The 16,625-nt window shown below is 62.1% G+C and carries 13 protein-coding genes; 10 read left to right on the forward strand and 3 right to left on the reverse strand.

All coding sequences use genetic code 11. From position 1 onward, the window contains the following. Positions 1–12 precede the first annotated feature (12 nt). Positions 13–447, reverse strand: a complete 435-nt coding sequence (locus tag IEW00_RS05235) for a winged helix DNA-binding protein (RefSeq protein WP_188513335.1) — start codon at positions 445–447, stop codon at positions 13–15. A gap of 407 nt (positions 448–854) precedes the next feature. Here IEW00_RS05235 and IEW00_RS05240 point away from each other — a divergent pair, with 407 nt between their 5' ends. The 3 genes from IEW00_RS05240 to clpB all read left to right on the forward strand — a co-directional run bounded on the left by IEW00_RS05240 (position 855) and on the right by clpB (position 6,660). Next, positions 855–2,978, forward strand: a complete 2,124-nt coding sequence (locus IEW00_RS05240; protein ID WP_188513336.1) for a TonB-dependent siderophore receptor — start codon at positions 855–857, stop codon at positions 2,976–2,978. Between the two features lie 127 nt (positions 2,979–3,105). Continuing rightward, positions 3,106–3,969, forward strand: coding sequence for an HpcH/HpaI aldolase/citrate lyase family protein (locus tag IEW00_RS05245; protein ID WP_373282605.1), 864 nt, complete (start codon positions 3,106–3,108; stop codon positions 3,967–3,969). A 111-nt stretch (positions 3,970–4,080) separates the two neighbouring features. Beyond that, positions 4,081–6,660 (forward strand): ATP-dependent chaperone ClpB, encoded by a 2,580-nt coding sequence (gene clpB / locus IEW00_RS05250; protein ID WP_188513337.1) that lies wholly within the window; start codon positions 4,081–4,083, stop codon positions 6,658–6,660. Between the two features lie 140 nt (positions 6,661–6,800). Here clpB and IEW00_RS05255 read toward each other — a convergent pair whose 3' ends face one another. Further along, positions 6,801–7,928 carry a DUF2891 domain-containing protein gene (locus IEW00_RS05255; RefSeq protein ID WP_229736828.1) on the reverse strand — a complete coding sequence of 376 codons (1,128 nt, stop codon included), beginning with the start codon at positions 7,926–7,928 and terminating at the stop codon, positions 6,801–6,803. 146 nt (positions 7,929–8,074) lie between these two features. Between IEW00_RS05255 and IEW00_RS05260 the strand changes: the two genes are divergently transcribed. The 7 genes from IEW00_RS05260 (at position 8,075) to IEW00_RS05290 (ending at position 14,277) form a co-directional block, all read left to right on the forward strand. Further along, positions 8,075–9,502 carry a circularly permuted type 2 ATP-grasp protein gene (locus IEW00_RS05260; RefSeq protein WP_188513854.1) on the forward strand — a complete coding sequence of 476 codons (1,428 nt, stop codon included), beginning with the start codon at positions 8,075–8,077 and terminating at the stop codon, positions 9,500–9,502. Positions 9,503–9,533: 31 nt separating this feature from the next. Further along, complete coding sequence (locus tag IEW00_RS05265) at positions 9,534–10,475, forward strand: alpha-E domain-containing protein (RefSeq protein ID WP_188513338.1); 942 nt, start codon at positions 9,534–9,536, stop codon at positions 10,473–10,475. Between the two features lie 42 nt (positions 10,476–10,517). Next, positions 10,518–11,348, forward strand: coding sequence for a transglutaminase family protein (locus IEW00_RS05270; protein WP_188513339.1), 831 nt, complete (start codon positions 10,518–10,520; stop codon positions 11,346–11,348). Positions 11,349–11,452: 104 nt separating this feature from the next. Continuing rightward, positions 11,453–12,184, forward strand: coding sequence for a proteasome-type protease (locus tag IEW00_RS05275; protein WP_188513340.1), 732 nt, complete (start codon positions 11,453–11,455; stop codon positions 12,182–12,184). Between the two features lie 41 nt (positions 12,185–12,225). Then, positions 12,226–13,629 carry a PQQ-dependent sugar dehydrogenase gene (locus tag IEW00_RS05280; protein WP_188513341.1) on the forward strand — a complete coding sequence of 468 codons (1,404 nt, stop codon included), beginning with the start codon at positions 12,226–12,228 and terminating at the stop codon, positions 13,627–13,629. A 90-nt stretch (positions 13,630–13,719) separates the two neighbouring features. Beyond that, positions 13,720–13,956 carry a hypothetical protein gene (locus IEW00_RS05285; protein ID WP_188513342.1) on the forward strand — a complete coding sequence of 79 codons (237 nt, stop codon included), beginning with the start codon at positions 13,720–13,722 and terminating at the stop codon, positions 13,954–13,956. 6 nt (positions 13,957–13,962) lie between these two features. Beyond that, positions 13,963–14,277, forward strand: coding sequence for an HPF/RaiA family ribosome-associated protein (locus tag IEW00_RS05290; protein WP_188513343.1), 315 nt, complete (start codon positions 13,963–13,965; stop codon positions 14,275–14,277). Positions 14,278–14,388: 111 nt separating this feature from the next. On the opposite strand, the gene IEW00_RS05295 is transcribed toward IEW00_RS05290, so the two are convergent. Next, positions 14,389–16,587 carry a M13 family metallopeptidase gene (locus IEW00_RS05295; protein ID WP_188513344.1) on the reverse strand — a complete coding sequence of 733 codons (2,199 nt, stop codon included), beginning with the start codon at positions 16,585–16,587 and terminating at the stop codon, positions 14,389–14,391. Between the last annotated feature and the right edge of the window lie 38 nt (positions 16,588–16,625).

A 16,625-nucleotide genomic window follows, 5' to 3' on the forward strand; every position in this document is an offset into this window, starting at 1 on the left:
GGACTATCGGCGTCAGGCCGGATCGGCCTTGTCGATATAGGCTTCAAACTGTGCTTCGGCCATGCTGGTAAGAGACACGCGGGTACGCCTGCGGTCCGAGCGGTCGGGGACCATTTCGGCATAGCCCTTTTCACGCAGTTGGTGGATCAACCGCAGCGCGGTGCTTTCGGGCGCATCGCACATCAGGCACAAATCGCTCATCGAAAGCTGGGTGCCATTGCGCTTGGCAGCGAGCAAGGCGACGAGCATGTCCCAGGTCGGGTTGCGCAGCTTGAGCGTCTTAAAGGCTGAGGACCGCAACCGGCTTGCCTGTTGCTCCTGCAGGATCAACCGCATCTTGCGATCATTCTCCGCCAGTCTTGGATCGGGCTGTACGCCATCCGGCCGGGTTGGCCGGTGCCAGGCCGATGCCGAGCGCGTGGAATTATCTCTCGCTACCGATTTCACGTGCTTCCCCCTGTGTAAAGTCGCGCGACCGCCTGCCTTCTGTCCGGAAACCGACGCCAGACGGCGATCGGTGCCCAGCGAGGGCTTATTCGATCAGATGTTGTCGCAGTAACGAACAAGGTTCGCTACCCCGACTTTTGGGGGAGAACCCTCGGTTTGATTGATGGCAACCGAGTATTCACAACCATTTGTTCGTTCAGGCCATCATCTGTTGGATCGTCTGCAGCTATTGCCTCCCGGCTTCTGAGCTTGCCGTTCCAACAGGCTGCGCTTCGGTCGCCCTGCAATCGGGCGTCGTTGGATGAGTTTGCGCTTAACCGGGCGGCCGAACCACTGGTCCGCTTAATTGCTATTGCGAGTGGATTGCAGTTGGGCTAGGGGCGCGTCAATCCCAGGGAGAATTGAAAATGACTCGCACAAGCTTTAGTGTTCTTTTGGCCGGTTCGGCTCTCGCAGGCCTGGGCTGGATCACACCCGCAGCGGCACAGGAAATAGAAGCTGCAGAGGCTCCGCGTCCCGATATCATCGTAACCGGGGCACGCCAGCAGAATGCCGCCGGGACCAAGACCGATACTCCGGCAATCGAAACGCCGCAGCCGATCACCGTTGTTACCGATGACGTGTTCCTTGCGCAGGGCGCGCTCTCGATCGCCGACACGCTCAATTATGTCGCAGGGGTGCAGGCCAATGCCTACGGCCCCGATGGCCGCGTCGATGCAAGCTTCATCCGCGGCACGACTCCGCTGCAGTTCCGTGACGGTATGCGCGATATCTTCAGTTTCTATGCAAGCATCCGTGCCGACCCGTTCAACTTCTCCCAGGTCGAGGTGGTGCGCGGCCCCGCATCGGTGCTGTTCGGGCAAAGCTCGATCGGCGGGCTGATCAATCTGGTGTCGAAGGTTCCGACGTTCGAAACCCGCGGCGAGATCGCGGTCCGTTATGGCAGCTTCGATCGCAGGGAAATGCTGGCCGATGTTTCCGGTGGCATCACCGATACCGTCGCCGCGCGCATGGTGGCGCGGGTGCGTGATTCGGGCACGCAGACGGACTTTGTCGATGATGACCGGATCATGCTGGCGCCGTCCGTGTCGTGGCAGCCGACCGATGATACCCGGTTGACGCTGATCGGGCTGTATCAGGAGGACGATGGCGGGTCGGTGTCGCAGTTCCTGCCTCTGGTCGGGACGCTGCTGCCCAACCCTAACGGGCGCCTCGCCAACAGCACCTTTATCGGCAAGCCCGGCTGGGACCGCTATGATGGCCGCCTGTTGCAGGGCACCGCACTGCTTGAGCACAGGTTCAGCGATACGGTGAGCTTTTCCGCCAAGGCGCGCAGCATCGACAGCAATCTGACCTATCTGACGCATTATCCCAACAGCTACAGCAACCCGACCAATCCGTATCTCGATGCGAACCAGCGGATCATCGGCAACTATGCCAGCGGCAGCATCGCCCGGCTCGATATCTTCTCGACCGACAACAACCTCAGGTTCGATTTCAACACCGGCGGTGATATCGAGCATGTCGTGCTTGCCGGAGTCGATTACAGCTGGAACCGGGTGCGCAAGACCGGCGGTCTGGCGCTCGAGACCTTCGACATCTACAACCCGAACTACGCCGCATTGTCCGATTTCGGCGGCGGAATTCCGACAGCGGCGTTTCCTGGTTTCCTGGGTGCGTCGGCGGAAGACAACACCCAAAAGCAGCTCGGCTTCTATCTGCAAGATCAGATCCGGCTGTGGGACCGGGTGTCGATTGTGCTCGGCGGCAGGCGCGATACCGTGCGCTCGTCGTCACCGGGCAACCCGACGGTCAAGGTCAGCGCAACCTCGCTGCGGGCAGGGATCATCGGCGAACTGTTCGAGGGCGTCTCGCCGTTCTTCAGCTACACCGAATCGTTCGATCCGATCGCCGGCGATGCGAGCAACGGCAACCCGTTCACCCCCAAGCGCGGGCGGCAGTTCGAAGGCGGGGTCAAGTTCCACCCCGATGAAGCGACTTTGGTGACGCTCACCGCCTATCACATCAAGGAAACCGGGCGTCCGATCGACGACCCGACCACGCCCGATCCGTTCGACCAGATCCAGGCGGGCGCGCTGACATCCAAGGGCTTCGAGGTCGAGGCCAGCCGCCGGCTGCCGGGCAACTGGGAGCTGCTCGCCAACTATAGCTACACCCAGGCCGAGATCGATGGCACTAACCGGCAGCTCGAAAACGTGCCCAAGCACAATGCTTCAATGTGGGGCACCAAGTCGATTGCGCTCAGTGATGATACCAATTTGCGCATCGGTGCCGGGGTGCGGCATACCAGCGCGAACCTTTCGTTCGGTGCAGCCTTCCCCAATGGATTGCGCACGCCGTCCTATACCTTGGTCGATGCGCTGGTCGAGCTCGCGCATGGTCCGTGGTCGCTCGCGGTCAACGCCACCAACCTGTTCGGCAAAAGCTTCTATTCGGCGTGTCTGGCACGCGGAGATTGCTTCATCGGCGCAGAGCGCAACGTCTTCGGCACGGTGAGCTACCGGTTCTGAGGCGATTGCACCCACGGCAATCGGCGGTAAAAGGCACCTGACGGCCATATTGGCCTGCACTGGACAGGATGCCCTTATGCCGCCGATTGCCGATATGCCCCCGTCGTCGTCCCTGTCGTCGTTGGCCATGCGATCCTGGCTGTTCGCGCCGGGCGACAGCGAGAAGAAGATGGCCAAGGCGGCTGACAGCGCGGCCGATATCGCGCTGTTCGATCTGGAAGACGCGGTTGCGACCGAGAACAAGCCGCGCGCGCGCGATCTGGTCCGAGCGATGCTGGCCAGCCGTCCCGAGGGGCGCGAGCGGCTGTGGGTTCGGGTCAATCCGCTCGACGGACCGCACACGCTGGCCGACCTTGCCGCAGTGATGCCCGCGCGCCCTGGGGGCATCATGCTGCCCAAGGCGGGTGGGCGCGGCGATGTCGAGCGGCTCGACCATTATCTCTCGGCGCTCGAAGTGGCCAACGGCATCGATCAGGGATCGACGCCGGTGATTGCGTTGGTCACCGAAACTGCAGCATCGATGTTCCACACCGGCGACTACAGGGGCGCCCCGCGTCTCGTCGCTATGAGCTGGGGCGCCGAGGATCTGGCAGATTCGATTGGCGCAAGCTCGAACCGCAAGCCCGATGGCAGCTACGGCTTCACCTATGAACTCGCGCGCAGCCTGTGCCTGCTTGGCGCAGCGAATGCCGGGGTGGCCGCGATCGAGACGATCCAAGCCGATTTCCGCGATTTGGATGGGCTCAAAGCACGCGCCGAGCAGGTCCGGCGCGATGGCTTTGCTGGGATGTTGGCGATCCACCCCGCGCAGGTCGATGTGATCAACGCCGCGTTCACGCCGAACGCCGAGGAACTGGCGCACGCGCAGATGGTGGTCGATCTGTTCGCTGCGAACCCCGGTGTCGGCACGATCGGCTATCAGGGTGGCATGCTCGATCGTCCGCATCTGTCGCGCGCGCAGCGACTGCTCTGCCAGGTGGGGCAGGGTTGAGCCCAGCGATTTCAGCGCAAGATGCGGCATGTGTTATCTGCACCCCTTGCGTTGCAAAGATGCAACACTATCTCGGATCAGCAAGGGCTTAGATAGGGCGGAGACACTCCCATGAACCTCGAGAAATTTACTGATCGCGCCAAGGGTTTCCTGCAGTCGGCGCAAACCGTTGCCATCCGCATGAATCACCAGCGGATCAGCCCGGAACACATCCTCAAGGCACTGCTCGAAGACACCGAAGGCATGGCCGCGGGGCTGATCAGCCGAGCGGGCGGAAATGCCCCGGTCGCGGTACAAGAAGTCGATGCCTTGCTCGCCAAGGTGCCCGCGGTATCGGGTGGCGGCGCGCAAGCGACACCGGGGCTGGACAACGACGCGGTCCGCCTGCTCGACAGCGCCGAACAGGTCGCGACCAAATCTGGCGACAGCTTTGTGACCGTCGAGCGGCTGTTGCTCGCGGTTGCGCTCGCCAAGGGTACCAAGGCGGGCGAGGCGCTGACCAAGGCCGGCGTGACCCCCGAGGCGCTCAACACCGCGATCAACGATCTCCGCGGTGGGCGCTCGGCCAACTCGGCCAGCGCCGAAGAAAGCTACGAAGCGATGAAGAAGTATGCCCGCGACCTCACCGAGGCCGCGCGCGAGGGCAAGCTCGATCCGGTGATCGGGCGCGACGAGGAAATCCGCCGCACGGTGCAGATCCTCGCCCGGCGGACCAAGAACAATCCGGTGCTGATCGGCGAATCCGGTGTCGGCAAGACCGCGATCGCCGAGGGCCTCGCGCTGCGCATCGCCAATGGTGACGTGCCCGACAGTCTCAAGGACCGCCGCCTGATGGCGCTCGATATGGGTTCGCTGATCGCGGGCGCGAAGTATCGCGGCGAGTTCGAGGAGCGGCTGAAGGCGGTGCTCGACGAGGTCAAGGGCGCCGACGGCGAGATCATCCTTTTCATCGACGAGATGCACACGCTGGTGGGCGCAGGCAAGGGCGAGGGGGCGATGGATGCCTCGAACCTGCTCAAGCCTGCATTGGCGCGCGGCGAACTGCACTGCATCGGCGCGACCACGCTCGATGAATATCAAAAGCATGTCGAAAAGGACCCGGCGCTGCAGCGGCGGTTCCAACCCGTGTTCGTCGGCGAGCCCAATGTCGAGGACACGATCTCGATCTTGCGCGGCCTGAAGGAGAAATACGAGCTGCACCATGGCGTGCGGATCACCGACAACGCTTTGGTCGCGGCCGCCACGCTGTCCAACCGCTATATCTCGGACCGCTTCCTGCCCGACAAGGCGATCGACCTGATGGACGAAGCCGCGAGCCGCATCCGGATGGAGGTCGAAAGCAAGCCCGAGGAAATCGAGGGACTCGACCGCAAGATCATCCAGCTCAAGATCGAAGCGTCGGCGCTGAGCCGCGAAAGCGACGCCGCCTCCAAGGACCGGCTGGTGACGCTGCAGAAGGATCTGGCCGATCTCGAGCAGCAGTCGGCCGAACTCACCACGCGCTGGCAGGGTGAAAAGGACAAGATCAACGCCGAGGCCAAGCTCAAGGAAGAGCTCGATGCCTTGCGCATCGAGCTTGAACAGGCGCAGCGCAATGGCGATCTCGCGCGGGCTGGCGAGCTGTCCTATGGGCGCATCCCCGAGCTCGAGCGCAAGATCGAGGAGGCTGCAACCTTCACCGAAGGCGCGATGCTGCGCGAGGAAGTCACCGAGGACGACATCGCTGCGGTGGTCAGCAAATGGACCGGCATCCCGATGGAGCGGATGCTCGCGGGTGAGCGCGAAAAGCTGCTCAACATGGAACAGAGCATCGGCAAGCGGGTGATCGGCCAGGCTGCTGCGGTCGAGGCCGTCGCCAAGGCGGTGCGGCGTTCGCGCGCCGGTCTGCAGGACCCCAATCGCCCGCTCGGCAGCTTCCTGTTCCTCGGCCCCACGGGTGTCGGCAAGACCGAACTGACGCGTGCGCTCGCGGGCTTCCTGTTCGATGACGACAACGCGATGGTCCGCATCGACATGAGCGAGTTCATGGAGAAGCATGCGGTCGCGCGGCTGATCGGCGCGCCTCCGGGCTATGTCGGCTATGAGGAAGGCGGCGTGCTGACCGAGGCGGTGCGGCGGCGGCCCTATCAGGTCGTGCTGTTCGACGAGGTCGAAAAGGCGCACCCCGATGTGTTCAACGTGCTGCTGCAGGTGCTCGACGATGGCCGCCTGACCGACGGGCAGGGGCGCACGGTCGATTTCTCGAACACCTTGATCATCCTGACGTCGAACCTGGGCAGCCAGTATCTTGCCGGGATGACCGAGGACCAGAAGGTCAAGGATGTCGAACCGCAGGTGATGGAGATCGTTCGCGGGCATTTCCGCCCCGAGTTTCTCAACCGATTGGACGAGATCATCCTGTTCCACCGTCTGGGCGAGGAGCATATGGCGCCGATTGTCGACATCCAAGTCGCACGCGTCGCCAAGCTGCTCAAGGATCGCAAGATCACGATCGATCTGTCCGACAGCGCCAAGAAGTGGCTGGGGCGGGTCGGGTACGATCCGGTTTACGGCGCACGGCCATTGAAGCGCGCGATCCAGCGCTATCTGCAGGATGCACTCGCGGACAAATTGCTGCGCGGCGAGATCCCCGATGGCTCGGTGGTCAAGGTCGAGGATGGCGACGGCGAACTGGTGCTGACGGTGAGCTAGGCTGGTCAGGTCGATTTATTTGCGTTCCCCTCCCTAGGAAGGGAGGGGTTAGGGGTGGGTCAGCGAGATGAAGCTGGGGCGGTTTTGCAAACGCCTACCCACCCCCAGCCCCTCCCTTGCAGGGAGGGGAGCCTTTAGCGTCAACCGCCCGCAATCCCCCGCTTGGTCGTCAGATAGGTCGCAAAGCTGCCCAGCCAGTGGCTTCCTTCGTAGTTTGCATCGCTGACCGCTGCCAGCCCACTGGTCGCGTGCGCCTGTGATGCTGCCAGCAGCGCGGGGACCCGCGTATCGCCTGCGGGAAGCGCGCTGGCGATGCCTTCCATCGCCCATGCGCGGGACAGGTTGACGCCATCGAGATGCACCAATTTGCCATCGGTCGGATCGCGAACCTCGCCGGGTGTCAGCCAGTCGCCCGAACCATCCACCGGGATCTGCGGCAGGAACCGCCCCAGCCACGTGGCGAACTCGGCCTGCGGCATGACACGCCGCATCAGGTCGGCCTCCATCAGGCACGGCGAGAGGAAATCCTCGCCCGAGGGCTCATAGGCCAGCGGGCAGTTCACATCGCCGCGGTGGAATGCGAGCGCCTTGTCGGCGAGCTGCTTTTCAAACGCACTATTGCCCACCTGCCGTGCATAATCGATCATCAGCCCGAAGGCGAAGGCGCTCTGGTTGTGGGTTCCGAGGCGAATGGGATAGGCCAGCTTGGGCAGCCATTCCTGCGTTTCGCTGACGATCCGCTGCTCGAGCGGGCGCAAAATCTCGCGCCAGGCCTTGAGCTTGGGGTCATCGCTTTCGTCGAGTTCGGCGACCAACTGCAACAGCCATGCAGTGCCATAGGGCCGTTCGAACCCCTTGCGGCCTTCGCCATCGAGATAGGCGAGCTCGGCGGCGATGTTTTGCTCGGTAAAGCTGCGGTCGAGCGCGGCGAGGATTGCGGGATTCATCGGCGACCTTGGATCGGTTTTGAGGATGCGCGCCAGCAGCCAGTGGCCGTGGACCGAGGAGTGCCAGTCGAAGCATCCGTAGAACGCAGGCGTCAGCGCGCTCGGCGTTTGCGCATCGCGTGCATCGTTCATCACGTGCGAAATCTTGTTGGGGTATTCCTGATGGACGCAGCTCAGCGCCAGCCGGGCAAACCGGTCGTTGACCGCATCGGGGCGCGCCTCGGGGATCGCCACTGGCGCAGGTTCGCGGGGGGCATCAGCGGTGTCGCAGCCTGCCAGCATCAAGGCGGCAGCTATCGAAAGGGTTGATGAAATCTTCAAGACGGCGGGTCCCCATATGGCGTGTTACGACCGCATACACACCACAAGCCCGCACAAGGCAAGCCAACGGCGGTTGCCGGGCGCAGGAGCACCTCCTGCATTTCGGCCCTTGCGGCAGTGCACAATAGCTGTCACATCTGATGACAATGACAGGGGAAACGCCGCACTTTGACGAAATGCTTCGGGCCGATGGCTCGGTGCGGGACCCCTATGACGAGTTTTGTGCCTGGTACAGTGCGCAGGATGCAGGAAGGTTGCGGATCAAGTCGCGCGATGCGGAAAACTTCTTCCGCCGCACCGGCATCACCTTTGCAGTCTATGGCGAAGAAGAGGCGAGCGAACGCCTGATCCCGTTCGATATCGTGCCGCGCATCATCTCGGGCCGCGAATGGGCACGCCTCAGCCGCGGCATTGAACAGCGGGTGCGCGCGATCAACGCGTTCCTGTATGACATTTATCACCGGCAGGAGATATTGCGCGCGGGCCGGATCCCGATCGAGCTGATCGCCAAGAACGACGCCTATCTGCCGCAGATGATCGGGATGGATCCGCCCGGCGGCATCTATACTCATATTATCGGCGTCGATATCGTGCGCACCGGGCCCGACCAGTTCTATGTGCTGGAAGACAATGCGCGCACGCCTTCGGGCGTCTCGTACATGCTCGAGAACCGCGAGACGATGCTGCACATGTTTCCCGAGCTGTTTCGCAAGAACCGGGTGCGCGAGGTTTCCGATTATCCGCGCAAGCTGCGCCGCTCGCTCGCTGCCAGCGCGCCACGGGCGTGCAACGGCGCGCCCGAGATCGCGGTGCTGACCCCGGGCATCCACAACAGTGCCTATTTCGAGCACAGCTTTCTGGCCGACCAGATGGGCGCCGAACTGGTCGAGGGGCATGACCTGCGCGTCATCGACGGACGCGTGGCGATGCGCACCACGCAAGGCTATCGCGCGATCGACGTATTGTATCGCCGCGTCGATGACGATTATCTCGATCCGTTGACCTTCCGTCCGGAATCGGCTTTGGGCGTTCCCGGAATCATGGATGTCTACCGCGCAGGCGGCATCACCATCGCCAATGCACCGGGCACCGGGATCTCGGATGACAAGGCGCTGTACAGCTACATGCCCGAGATCATCGAATTCTATACCGGCGAGAAGGCGATCCTGGAAAACGTGCCGACCTGGCGCTGCTCGGAAGCGGATTCGCTCGCTTATGTGCTCGAGCATCTTGCCGAGCTGGTGGTCAAGGAAGTCCACGGATCGGGCGGCTATGGCATGCTCGTCGGGCCGGCGGCCAACCGCAAGGAACTTGCCGCTTTCCGCGCGAAGCTGAAGGCCCGGCCCGCCAACTATATCGCGCAGCCCACGCTGTCGCTGTCGACCGTACCGATCATGACCCGCCAGGGGCTCGCGCCGCGCCATGTCGATCTGCGCCCGTTCGTGCTGGTCTCGCCCAAGGGCATCGATATCACGCCGGGCGGGTTGACCCGCGTTGCGCTGAAAAAAGGATCGCTGGTGGTGAATTCAAGCCAAGGCGGCGGTACCAAGGACAGCTGGGTGCTCGACGAATGATCGGTCGCGCCATGCCCGAAGGAGCCCGCTAATGCTGGGCAAGACCGCAGGCGGCCTGTTTTGGATGCAGCGCTATCTTGAGCGCAGCGAAAATATCGCGCGGCTGGTCGATGCGGGCTTTCGCATTGCGCTGACCCGCTCGGAAGCTGCTGAGGACGAATGGGGATCGGTGCTGACCACCGCCGGCGTCAAGCGTGCCTATCTGCAGCGCTACGACAAGGTCGATGGATCGAGCGTCATCAACTTTTTGCTGCGCGACAAGACCAATCCCTCGAGCGTGATTTCGGTGATCGAGAGCGCGCGCAACAACGCACGGCTGGTCCGCACCGCGCTGACCCGCGAAGTGTGGGAAGCGACCAACGAATGCTGGATGACGCTGAAAGAGGCGTTGCGCACCCAGATTTCGGACAACGACCTTCCCGATGTGCTCAGCCTGATCCGCCAGCAAAGCGCGCTGGTACGCGGCGCGCAGAGCGGCACGATGATGCGCAACGACATCTATTTCTTCGCGCAGCTGGGGGCCTTTGTTGAACGCGCGGACAGCACCGCGCGGATCCTCGACGTCAAATATTATGTGCTGCTGCCATCCTTGTCCTATGTCGGATCGAGCCTCGACAATGTGCAGTGGGAGACGATTCTGCGCTCGGTATCGGCCTATCGCGCCTTCCGCTGGCTGAACCCCGGGGAAACCAACCCGCGCAATATTGCCCAGTTCATGATACTGGATCGAGTGATGCCGCGTTCGCTGGCCTTCTGTGCGGGCCGGATGGCAGGTGCGCTCGAGGCGATTGCCCGCGAATATGGCGGTAGCGGCGAAAGTCTGGAACTTGCTTGTGCGTTGCGGCGTGATCTTGAACAGGCCAATATCGATATGATCGTCGATAACGGCCTGCACCAGTTCATCCAGGATTTCATCAAGCGCAACAACGCGATTTCCGCCCGGATCGAGCAGGAATTCCGCTTCTACCTCTAGATCCGCGCCGGATCCCAAGCTTACAAGGATTACGGGTCACTCATGCGTCTGCATATCGTCCACCGAACATCCTATCATTACGACAGCCCGATGCCTTATGCGCTGCAGCGGCTGCGGATGATTCCGAAGGATTCCGCCGGGCAACGTGTCGTTACGTGGAAGACCGAGGTCGAGGGTGGCACCAAGCAGGTCGATTATGTCGATCATCACAACAATCATGTCGAACTGTTCAGCTTCAATCCGCACCAGCACGAGGTTGTGATCCACTGCGAGGGCGAGGTGGAGACGAGCAACCACGCCGGGCTGGTCGGCCAGCACGGCGGATCGACGCCGTTATGGTATTTCCGCAGCGAAACACCGTTCACCAAGCCAGGCCCTGCCATCCGCAAGCTGTTGCGGCAGTTTGACGATCCAGGGGCAGGCGATGGCGATGCGCCGCGGTTGCACGCGCTGTCTGAACAGGTTCGCAGCGCGGTGGCGTATGAAATTGGCCAGACCGGTGCCACCACCACCGCGGAAGAGGCGCTGAACGCCGGGCACGGCGTGTGCCAGGACCACGCGCACCTGTTTATCGCGCTGGCTCGGCTGCTGGGTTACCCTGCGCGCTATGTCAGCGGCTATCTGCTGATGAACGATCGGATCGATCAGGATGCGGGTCATGGCTGGGCCGAAGTGCACGCAGATGGTCTGGGATGGGTTGGCTTTGATGTCTCGAACGGCTATTCGCCTGACGAGCGCTATGTCCGTGTTGCCACCGGGCTCGATTATCGTGAGGCTGCCCCGATCGGCGGAATCACCTTCGGCAAGGGCAACGAGGCCATGAGCGTGACCTTGCAGGTCAAGCAAGTGCAAACGCAGGAACAGCAGCAATAGCCTTTTTTCCACATACAAAAAGTCCCGCGCGCCATTCGCGCTTGACCCTTTGTTGCGCTTGACCCCTTATAAACAGCATGAGAGCAAAGGGGGAGGACGCGCCTATGACATATTGCGTCGGGATGCGCCTGGACAAAGGGCTGGTGTTCATGTCGGACACCCGCACCAACTCCGGTGTCGATAACATCAGTGTTTTCAAGAAGATGTTCACCTGGGAGAAGCCGGGGGACCGCTACATCACGGTGATGACCGCAGGCAATCTGGCGACCACCCAGGGCGTGGTCAGCGCGCTCGAAGAGCGCACCAAGGCGCCGCACGAGCGTAAGCCTTCGATCATGGAGGCGCCCACCATGTTTCAGGTCGCGCGGCTCATCGGCGAGACATTGCGCGATGAAATCCTGCGGACCCGCTCGATCGCGGGCGAAACGGCAACTTCGTCGTTTGGCGCATCGATGATCGTCGGCGGGCAGATCAAGGGCATGGATCCCAAGCTGTTCCTGATCTACCCCGAGGGCAACTTCATCGAGGCAGGCGACGACACGCCCTTCTTCCAGATCGGCGAAACCAAATACGGCCGCCCGATCCTGGTGCGCGCGTATGATCGCGATATGTCGTTCAACGATGCGATCAAGCTGCTGATGGTGTCGTTCGATTCGACGATCAAGGCCAACCTGTCGGTCGATCTTCCGCTGGATCTGCAGATTTACGCCTCTGGCAGCTTTTCCGGTCGCAACCGACGGATCGCGGGCAGCGACCCCTATTACAATCTGATCGCCGACCAGTGGAGCGACGCGCTGAAGAACGCATTTCATTCGCTCCCCGATTATACCGGGTGATCGCGCTTGCGTGCGGTGGCTGGTCCCCCTAATTTGACGGTATGACCAACAAAGCACGCAACATCCTCATTTTTCTGGGCCTCACCACCGCGATTGTCGGCGGGGCAGGCTGGTATTTTCTGAGCGGCGACACCGCCGAGCTTGATATTGCGGCTGTGAGCGGCCCATCGCCGGTGATCACTGCGCCGCGCAAGGAAACCTTCCCGACGATTAACGTCGCCGACATCAAGGTCTGGGCTGAAGGCGAAGCACCGACCGCAGCGCAGGGCCTGTCGGTCGTGCGTTTTGCCGAGGGGCTTGATCACCCGCGCTCGATGCTGGTGCTGCCCAATGGCGACGTTCTGGTCGCCGAAACCAACAGCCCCCCGCGCGAGAACAAGGGCATCGAAGGCTTTATCATGCGGATGCTGATGAACAAGGCAGGCGCGGGCGTGCCCTCGGCCAACCGCATCTCGCTGCTGCGCGATGCCGATGGCGACGGCCGGGCGGAATCGAAGACCGTGCTGCTCGACGGGCTCAACTCACCTTATGGCATGCAGCTGGTGGGTGACACGTTGTATGTCGCCAACACCGATGCGGTCATGGCGTATCCGTACACTGCCGGCCAGGTGAAGGTGACAGGGGCCGGGCGCAAGATCGTCGATCTGCCGGCCTCCAAACCCAACAACCACTGGACGCGCAATCTTCTTGCCAACGAAGACGGCTCGAAGCTCTATGTCGCGATCGGTTCGGCCACCAACGTTGCCGAAAAGGGGCTCGAAGTTGAAAGAGGCCGCGCACGGATCATCGAGATCGATCTGGCGACCGGCAGGAAGCGCGACTTTGCCGTCGGCTTGCGCAACCCGGTCGGTCTGGCGTGGGAGCCCAACTCGGACGCATTGTGGACAGTGGTCAACGAACGCGACATGTTGGGATCGGATCTGGTTCCCGATTACCTCACCCGGGTCGAGGTCGGCCTGCACTTTGGCTGGCCATGGAACTATTGGGGCGGGTATGAGGATTTTCGGGTCGAGCCACGCCGTCAGGATCTGCGCGAATACACACGGCGGCCCGATTACGCGCTGGGCAGCCATGTCGCGCCGCTGGGGCTGACCTTCGCCAGCAACGCTGCGCTGGGCGGCAGCTTTACCAACGGCGCCTTTGTCGCGCTGCATGGATCGTGGAACCGCAAGCCGGCTTCGGGCTACAAGGTGGTGTTCGTGCCGTTCGGTTCGGACGGCCAGCCTGCGGTCACCCGCAATGCCGAGGGCAGGGTCACTGGCGGTCTACCGGTCGATGTTCTGTCGGGTTTTCTGGGTGAGGACGGATCGGCTCGCGGTCGGCCCACCGACGTGACCATCGACAGCCGGGGTGCTTTGCTGGTCACCGATGACGTCGCGGGGATCATCTGGCGAGTGAGCAATCCCGCGATGCGCCCAAGGCCGGTCGAAACCGCTTCGCGTTGAGGGACTTACCCCTTCGCTATGGGGCAGGGGGAGGGAACGAAACCTGGGCATGCGGCGGAACCCGTGGCCTGTCTCAAGCGTAATTGTTGCATGAGCAAGAAGACAGACAAAGCACCACCCGCGCCGGACCAGACCGAGCTTTCAGAAAAGGCGCTGAACCTCAAGCAGGAGGGCGATCCGACTGAAGATGCGGAATATCTGCAGCATCAGACAGATACCGCTGGAGAGGGCCGCATCAGCGAGATGGGCAGTCACAATCCACCGATGGGTGCGTTGGAGGCCGAAGGCCATCGTCCGGTCCTCGAGCGTTCCAGAAAGGTAAGGTGAGCCCGCATGCTGATTCAATTTAACACCGACAATCGCATTACGGGCGACGAGGCCATGGCTGCAGAAGCCGAAGAGATCGTGAAATCGCGTCTCGACCGGTTTTCAAGCCGCCTGAGCAGGGTCGAGATTCATCTGGCCGACATCAATGGCCCGCGCGGGGGCAGCGATGATATCGTCTGCACGCTTGAGGCGCGGCCCGAAGGCGGCAAGCCGCTCACGGTCAAAGGCAATGCCGGACAAAGCGATTCGGCTATTCGCGACGCCGCAGACAAGATGCAGGCCATGCTCGAGACGCATTTCGGCAAGCTCAGAACCCACTGATTTTAACAAGCAGGTCTACTGGCTTCACATGCATGGCCTGAACCAACAAAAGGGGCGCTGTCACGGCAATGACAGCGCCCTTTTTTCGTGGCCCGAAGACGACCGATCCGATTACCAGATGCGGATGCGCTTTTCGGGCGGCAGGTACAAAGCGTCGCCCGGCTTGACGTCGAAGGCCTGGTACCATTCATTGAAATTGCGGACCGTGCCATTGGCGCGATAGTTTGGCGGCGAATGCGAATCGGTCTGCAGCTGCTGGCGCAGATACTCTTCGCGTGATTTGTTGCGCCATACCTGCGCCCACGCCATGAAGAAGCGCTGGTCGCCGGTCATCCCGTCGATCACCTTGTCTTCCTTGCCATCGAGATGGATCTTGTAGGCGCGGTAAGCCATCGACAGGCCGCCGACATCGCCGATATTCTCGCCCAGCGTCAGCGCGCCGTTGACGCAGGTCTTGCCGTCGTCGAGCGGGCACAGTGCGCTGTATTGCGCCACCAGGGCGGTGGTCAGCTTCTTGAAGTTGGCCTGATCTTCAGGCGTCCACCAGTCGCGCAGCACGCCATCGCCATCGGACTTCGATCCCTGATCGTCGAAACCATGGCCCATTTCGTGGCCGATGACTCCGCCGATCGCGCCATAGTTCACTGCCGGGTCCGCCGACAGGTTGAAGAACGGCGGTTGCAGGATCGCGGCTGGGAAGACGATCTCGTTACGCGGCGGCGAATAATACGCGTTCACGGTCTGCGGCAGCATGAACCACTCGGTCTTGTCGATCGGCTTGCCCAGCTTGGAGATGTTGTCCTTGTATCCCCAGGTCGTCGCGGCGATCACGTTGTCGAGCGCCTTGCCCGGCGCGATCGCCAGGCTGTCATAGGTCTCGAACTTTTCGGTATAGCCGATCTTGGGGGTGAACTTGGCGAGCTTGTCACGTGCCTCGACCTTGGTGGCTTCGCCCATCCAGTCGATTTCGACAAGGTTTGCCGCCATTGCCTTGCGCAGATTGCCGACGAGCTCGTCCATCGCCGCCTTGTTCTCGGCAGGGAAATAGCGGTCGGCGTAGATCTTGCCGACAATCTCGCCCATCGTGCCTTCGACAGCTGCGACACCGCGCTGCCAGCGTTCGCGCTGTTTCTGCTGGCCGCCCAGCACGGTGCCATAGAACGCGAAGTTGGCCTCATCGATGTCCGAAGGCAGAACGCTGGCGTTGGTCGAGAGGAAGCCTGCGGTCAGCCATGCCTGCCACGTCGCGATCGGCGCGGTGTTGGCGAGCTTGAACAGCCCGGGAATTCCGCTGCCCAGCTTGGCCGCCTGTTCGGGGGTCAGTTTTTCGGCGGCGAGCTCTTCAGCGGTGGGGGCAAGCTGACGGACGACGAACTCCTGCTGCCCGTCGACTCCGATCGTCTGCATGAAGGCTTCGACCGGGAAGCCACCGCCCAGCGCGACCATCTCGGCCTTGCTCAGCTTGTTGTAGGTAAGGTTGCGATTGCGTCCGACAGCGCGGTCCCAGTGCTCGGCTGCCATCGCCTTTTCGAGATCATAGACCTGTTGCGCGGTTGCTGCAGGGTCGGCGTATCCGGCCTTGCCCATCAGGAACGTCAGATACGTCATGTACCCTTCGCGGATCTTCAGATTGGCTTCGGAATCCACCAGATAATAGTCACGGTCGGGAAGGCCCAGGCCCGCCTGCGTCACCTGGAAGATATACTTATCGGTCTGCTTGCTATCAATATCGACAAAGCCGGCCACCGGGCTCCGGAAGCCGGGCGCGCCGAACAATTTGGCAAGGTCCTCGCGGGTCTTTGCGGCCTTGATCTTGTCGAGATAGGGCTGTGCGGGCGCTAGGCCTGCGGCATCGATCGCGGCAGTATCGAGATAGGCGTTGTAGAACGCGGCAACCTTGCCAGCACCGGTCATCGGATCGGGCTGGGTGGCGGCGAGCTCATCGATGATCTTGCGCACGCGCTGCTCGGACTTTTCTGCGAGCAGGGTGAACGCGCCATAGCGGGTGCGGTCGGCGGGCATCTCGAAGTTGTCGAGCCACTTGCCGTTGACATAAGCATAGAAGTCATCGCCGGGCTTGACCGCAGGGTTCATCAGTGAGGTGTCGATCCCCCAGTTGCCCCAGTAATCGCGCGCGGTGGTGACGATCCCTTCGGCATCGGCGGTGCCGTTCATCGAGGCGTCGCCAGCGGTTTCGGCATCGACCAGCAGGTCGATGTCAGGACCGGCGGCAGACGTGTCTTGCGCATTTGCCGGCGTTGCGGCCAACGCGATGAGCGCTGCCGATGCCAGCAGAATCGATTTTATCATGTGTAGCTCCCCTAAAGTCGGCTGAGCCCGCAGTACGG

Origin of the sequence: Blastomonas aquatica (assembly GCF_014639875.1) — a bacterium.
Taxonomy (GTDB): Bacteria; Pseudomonadota; Alphaproteobacteria; order Sphingomonadales; family Sphingomonadaceae; genus Blastomonas; species Blastomonas aquatica.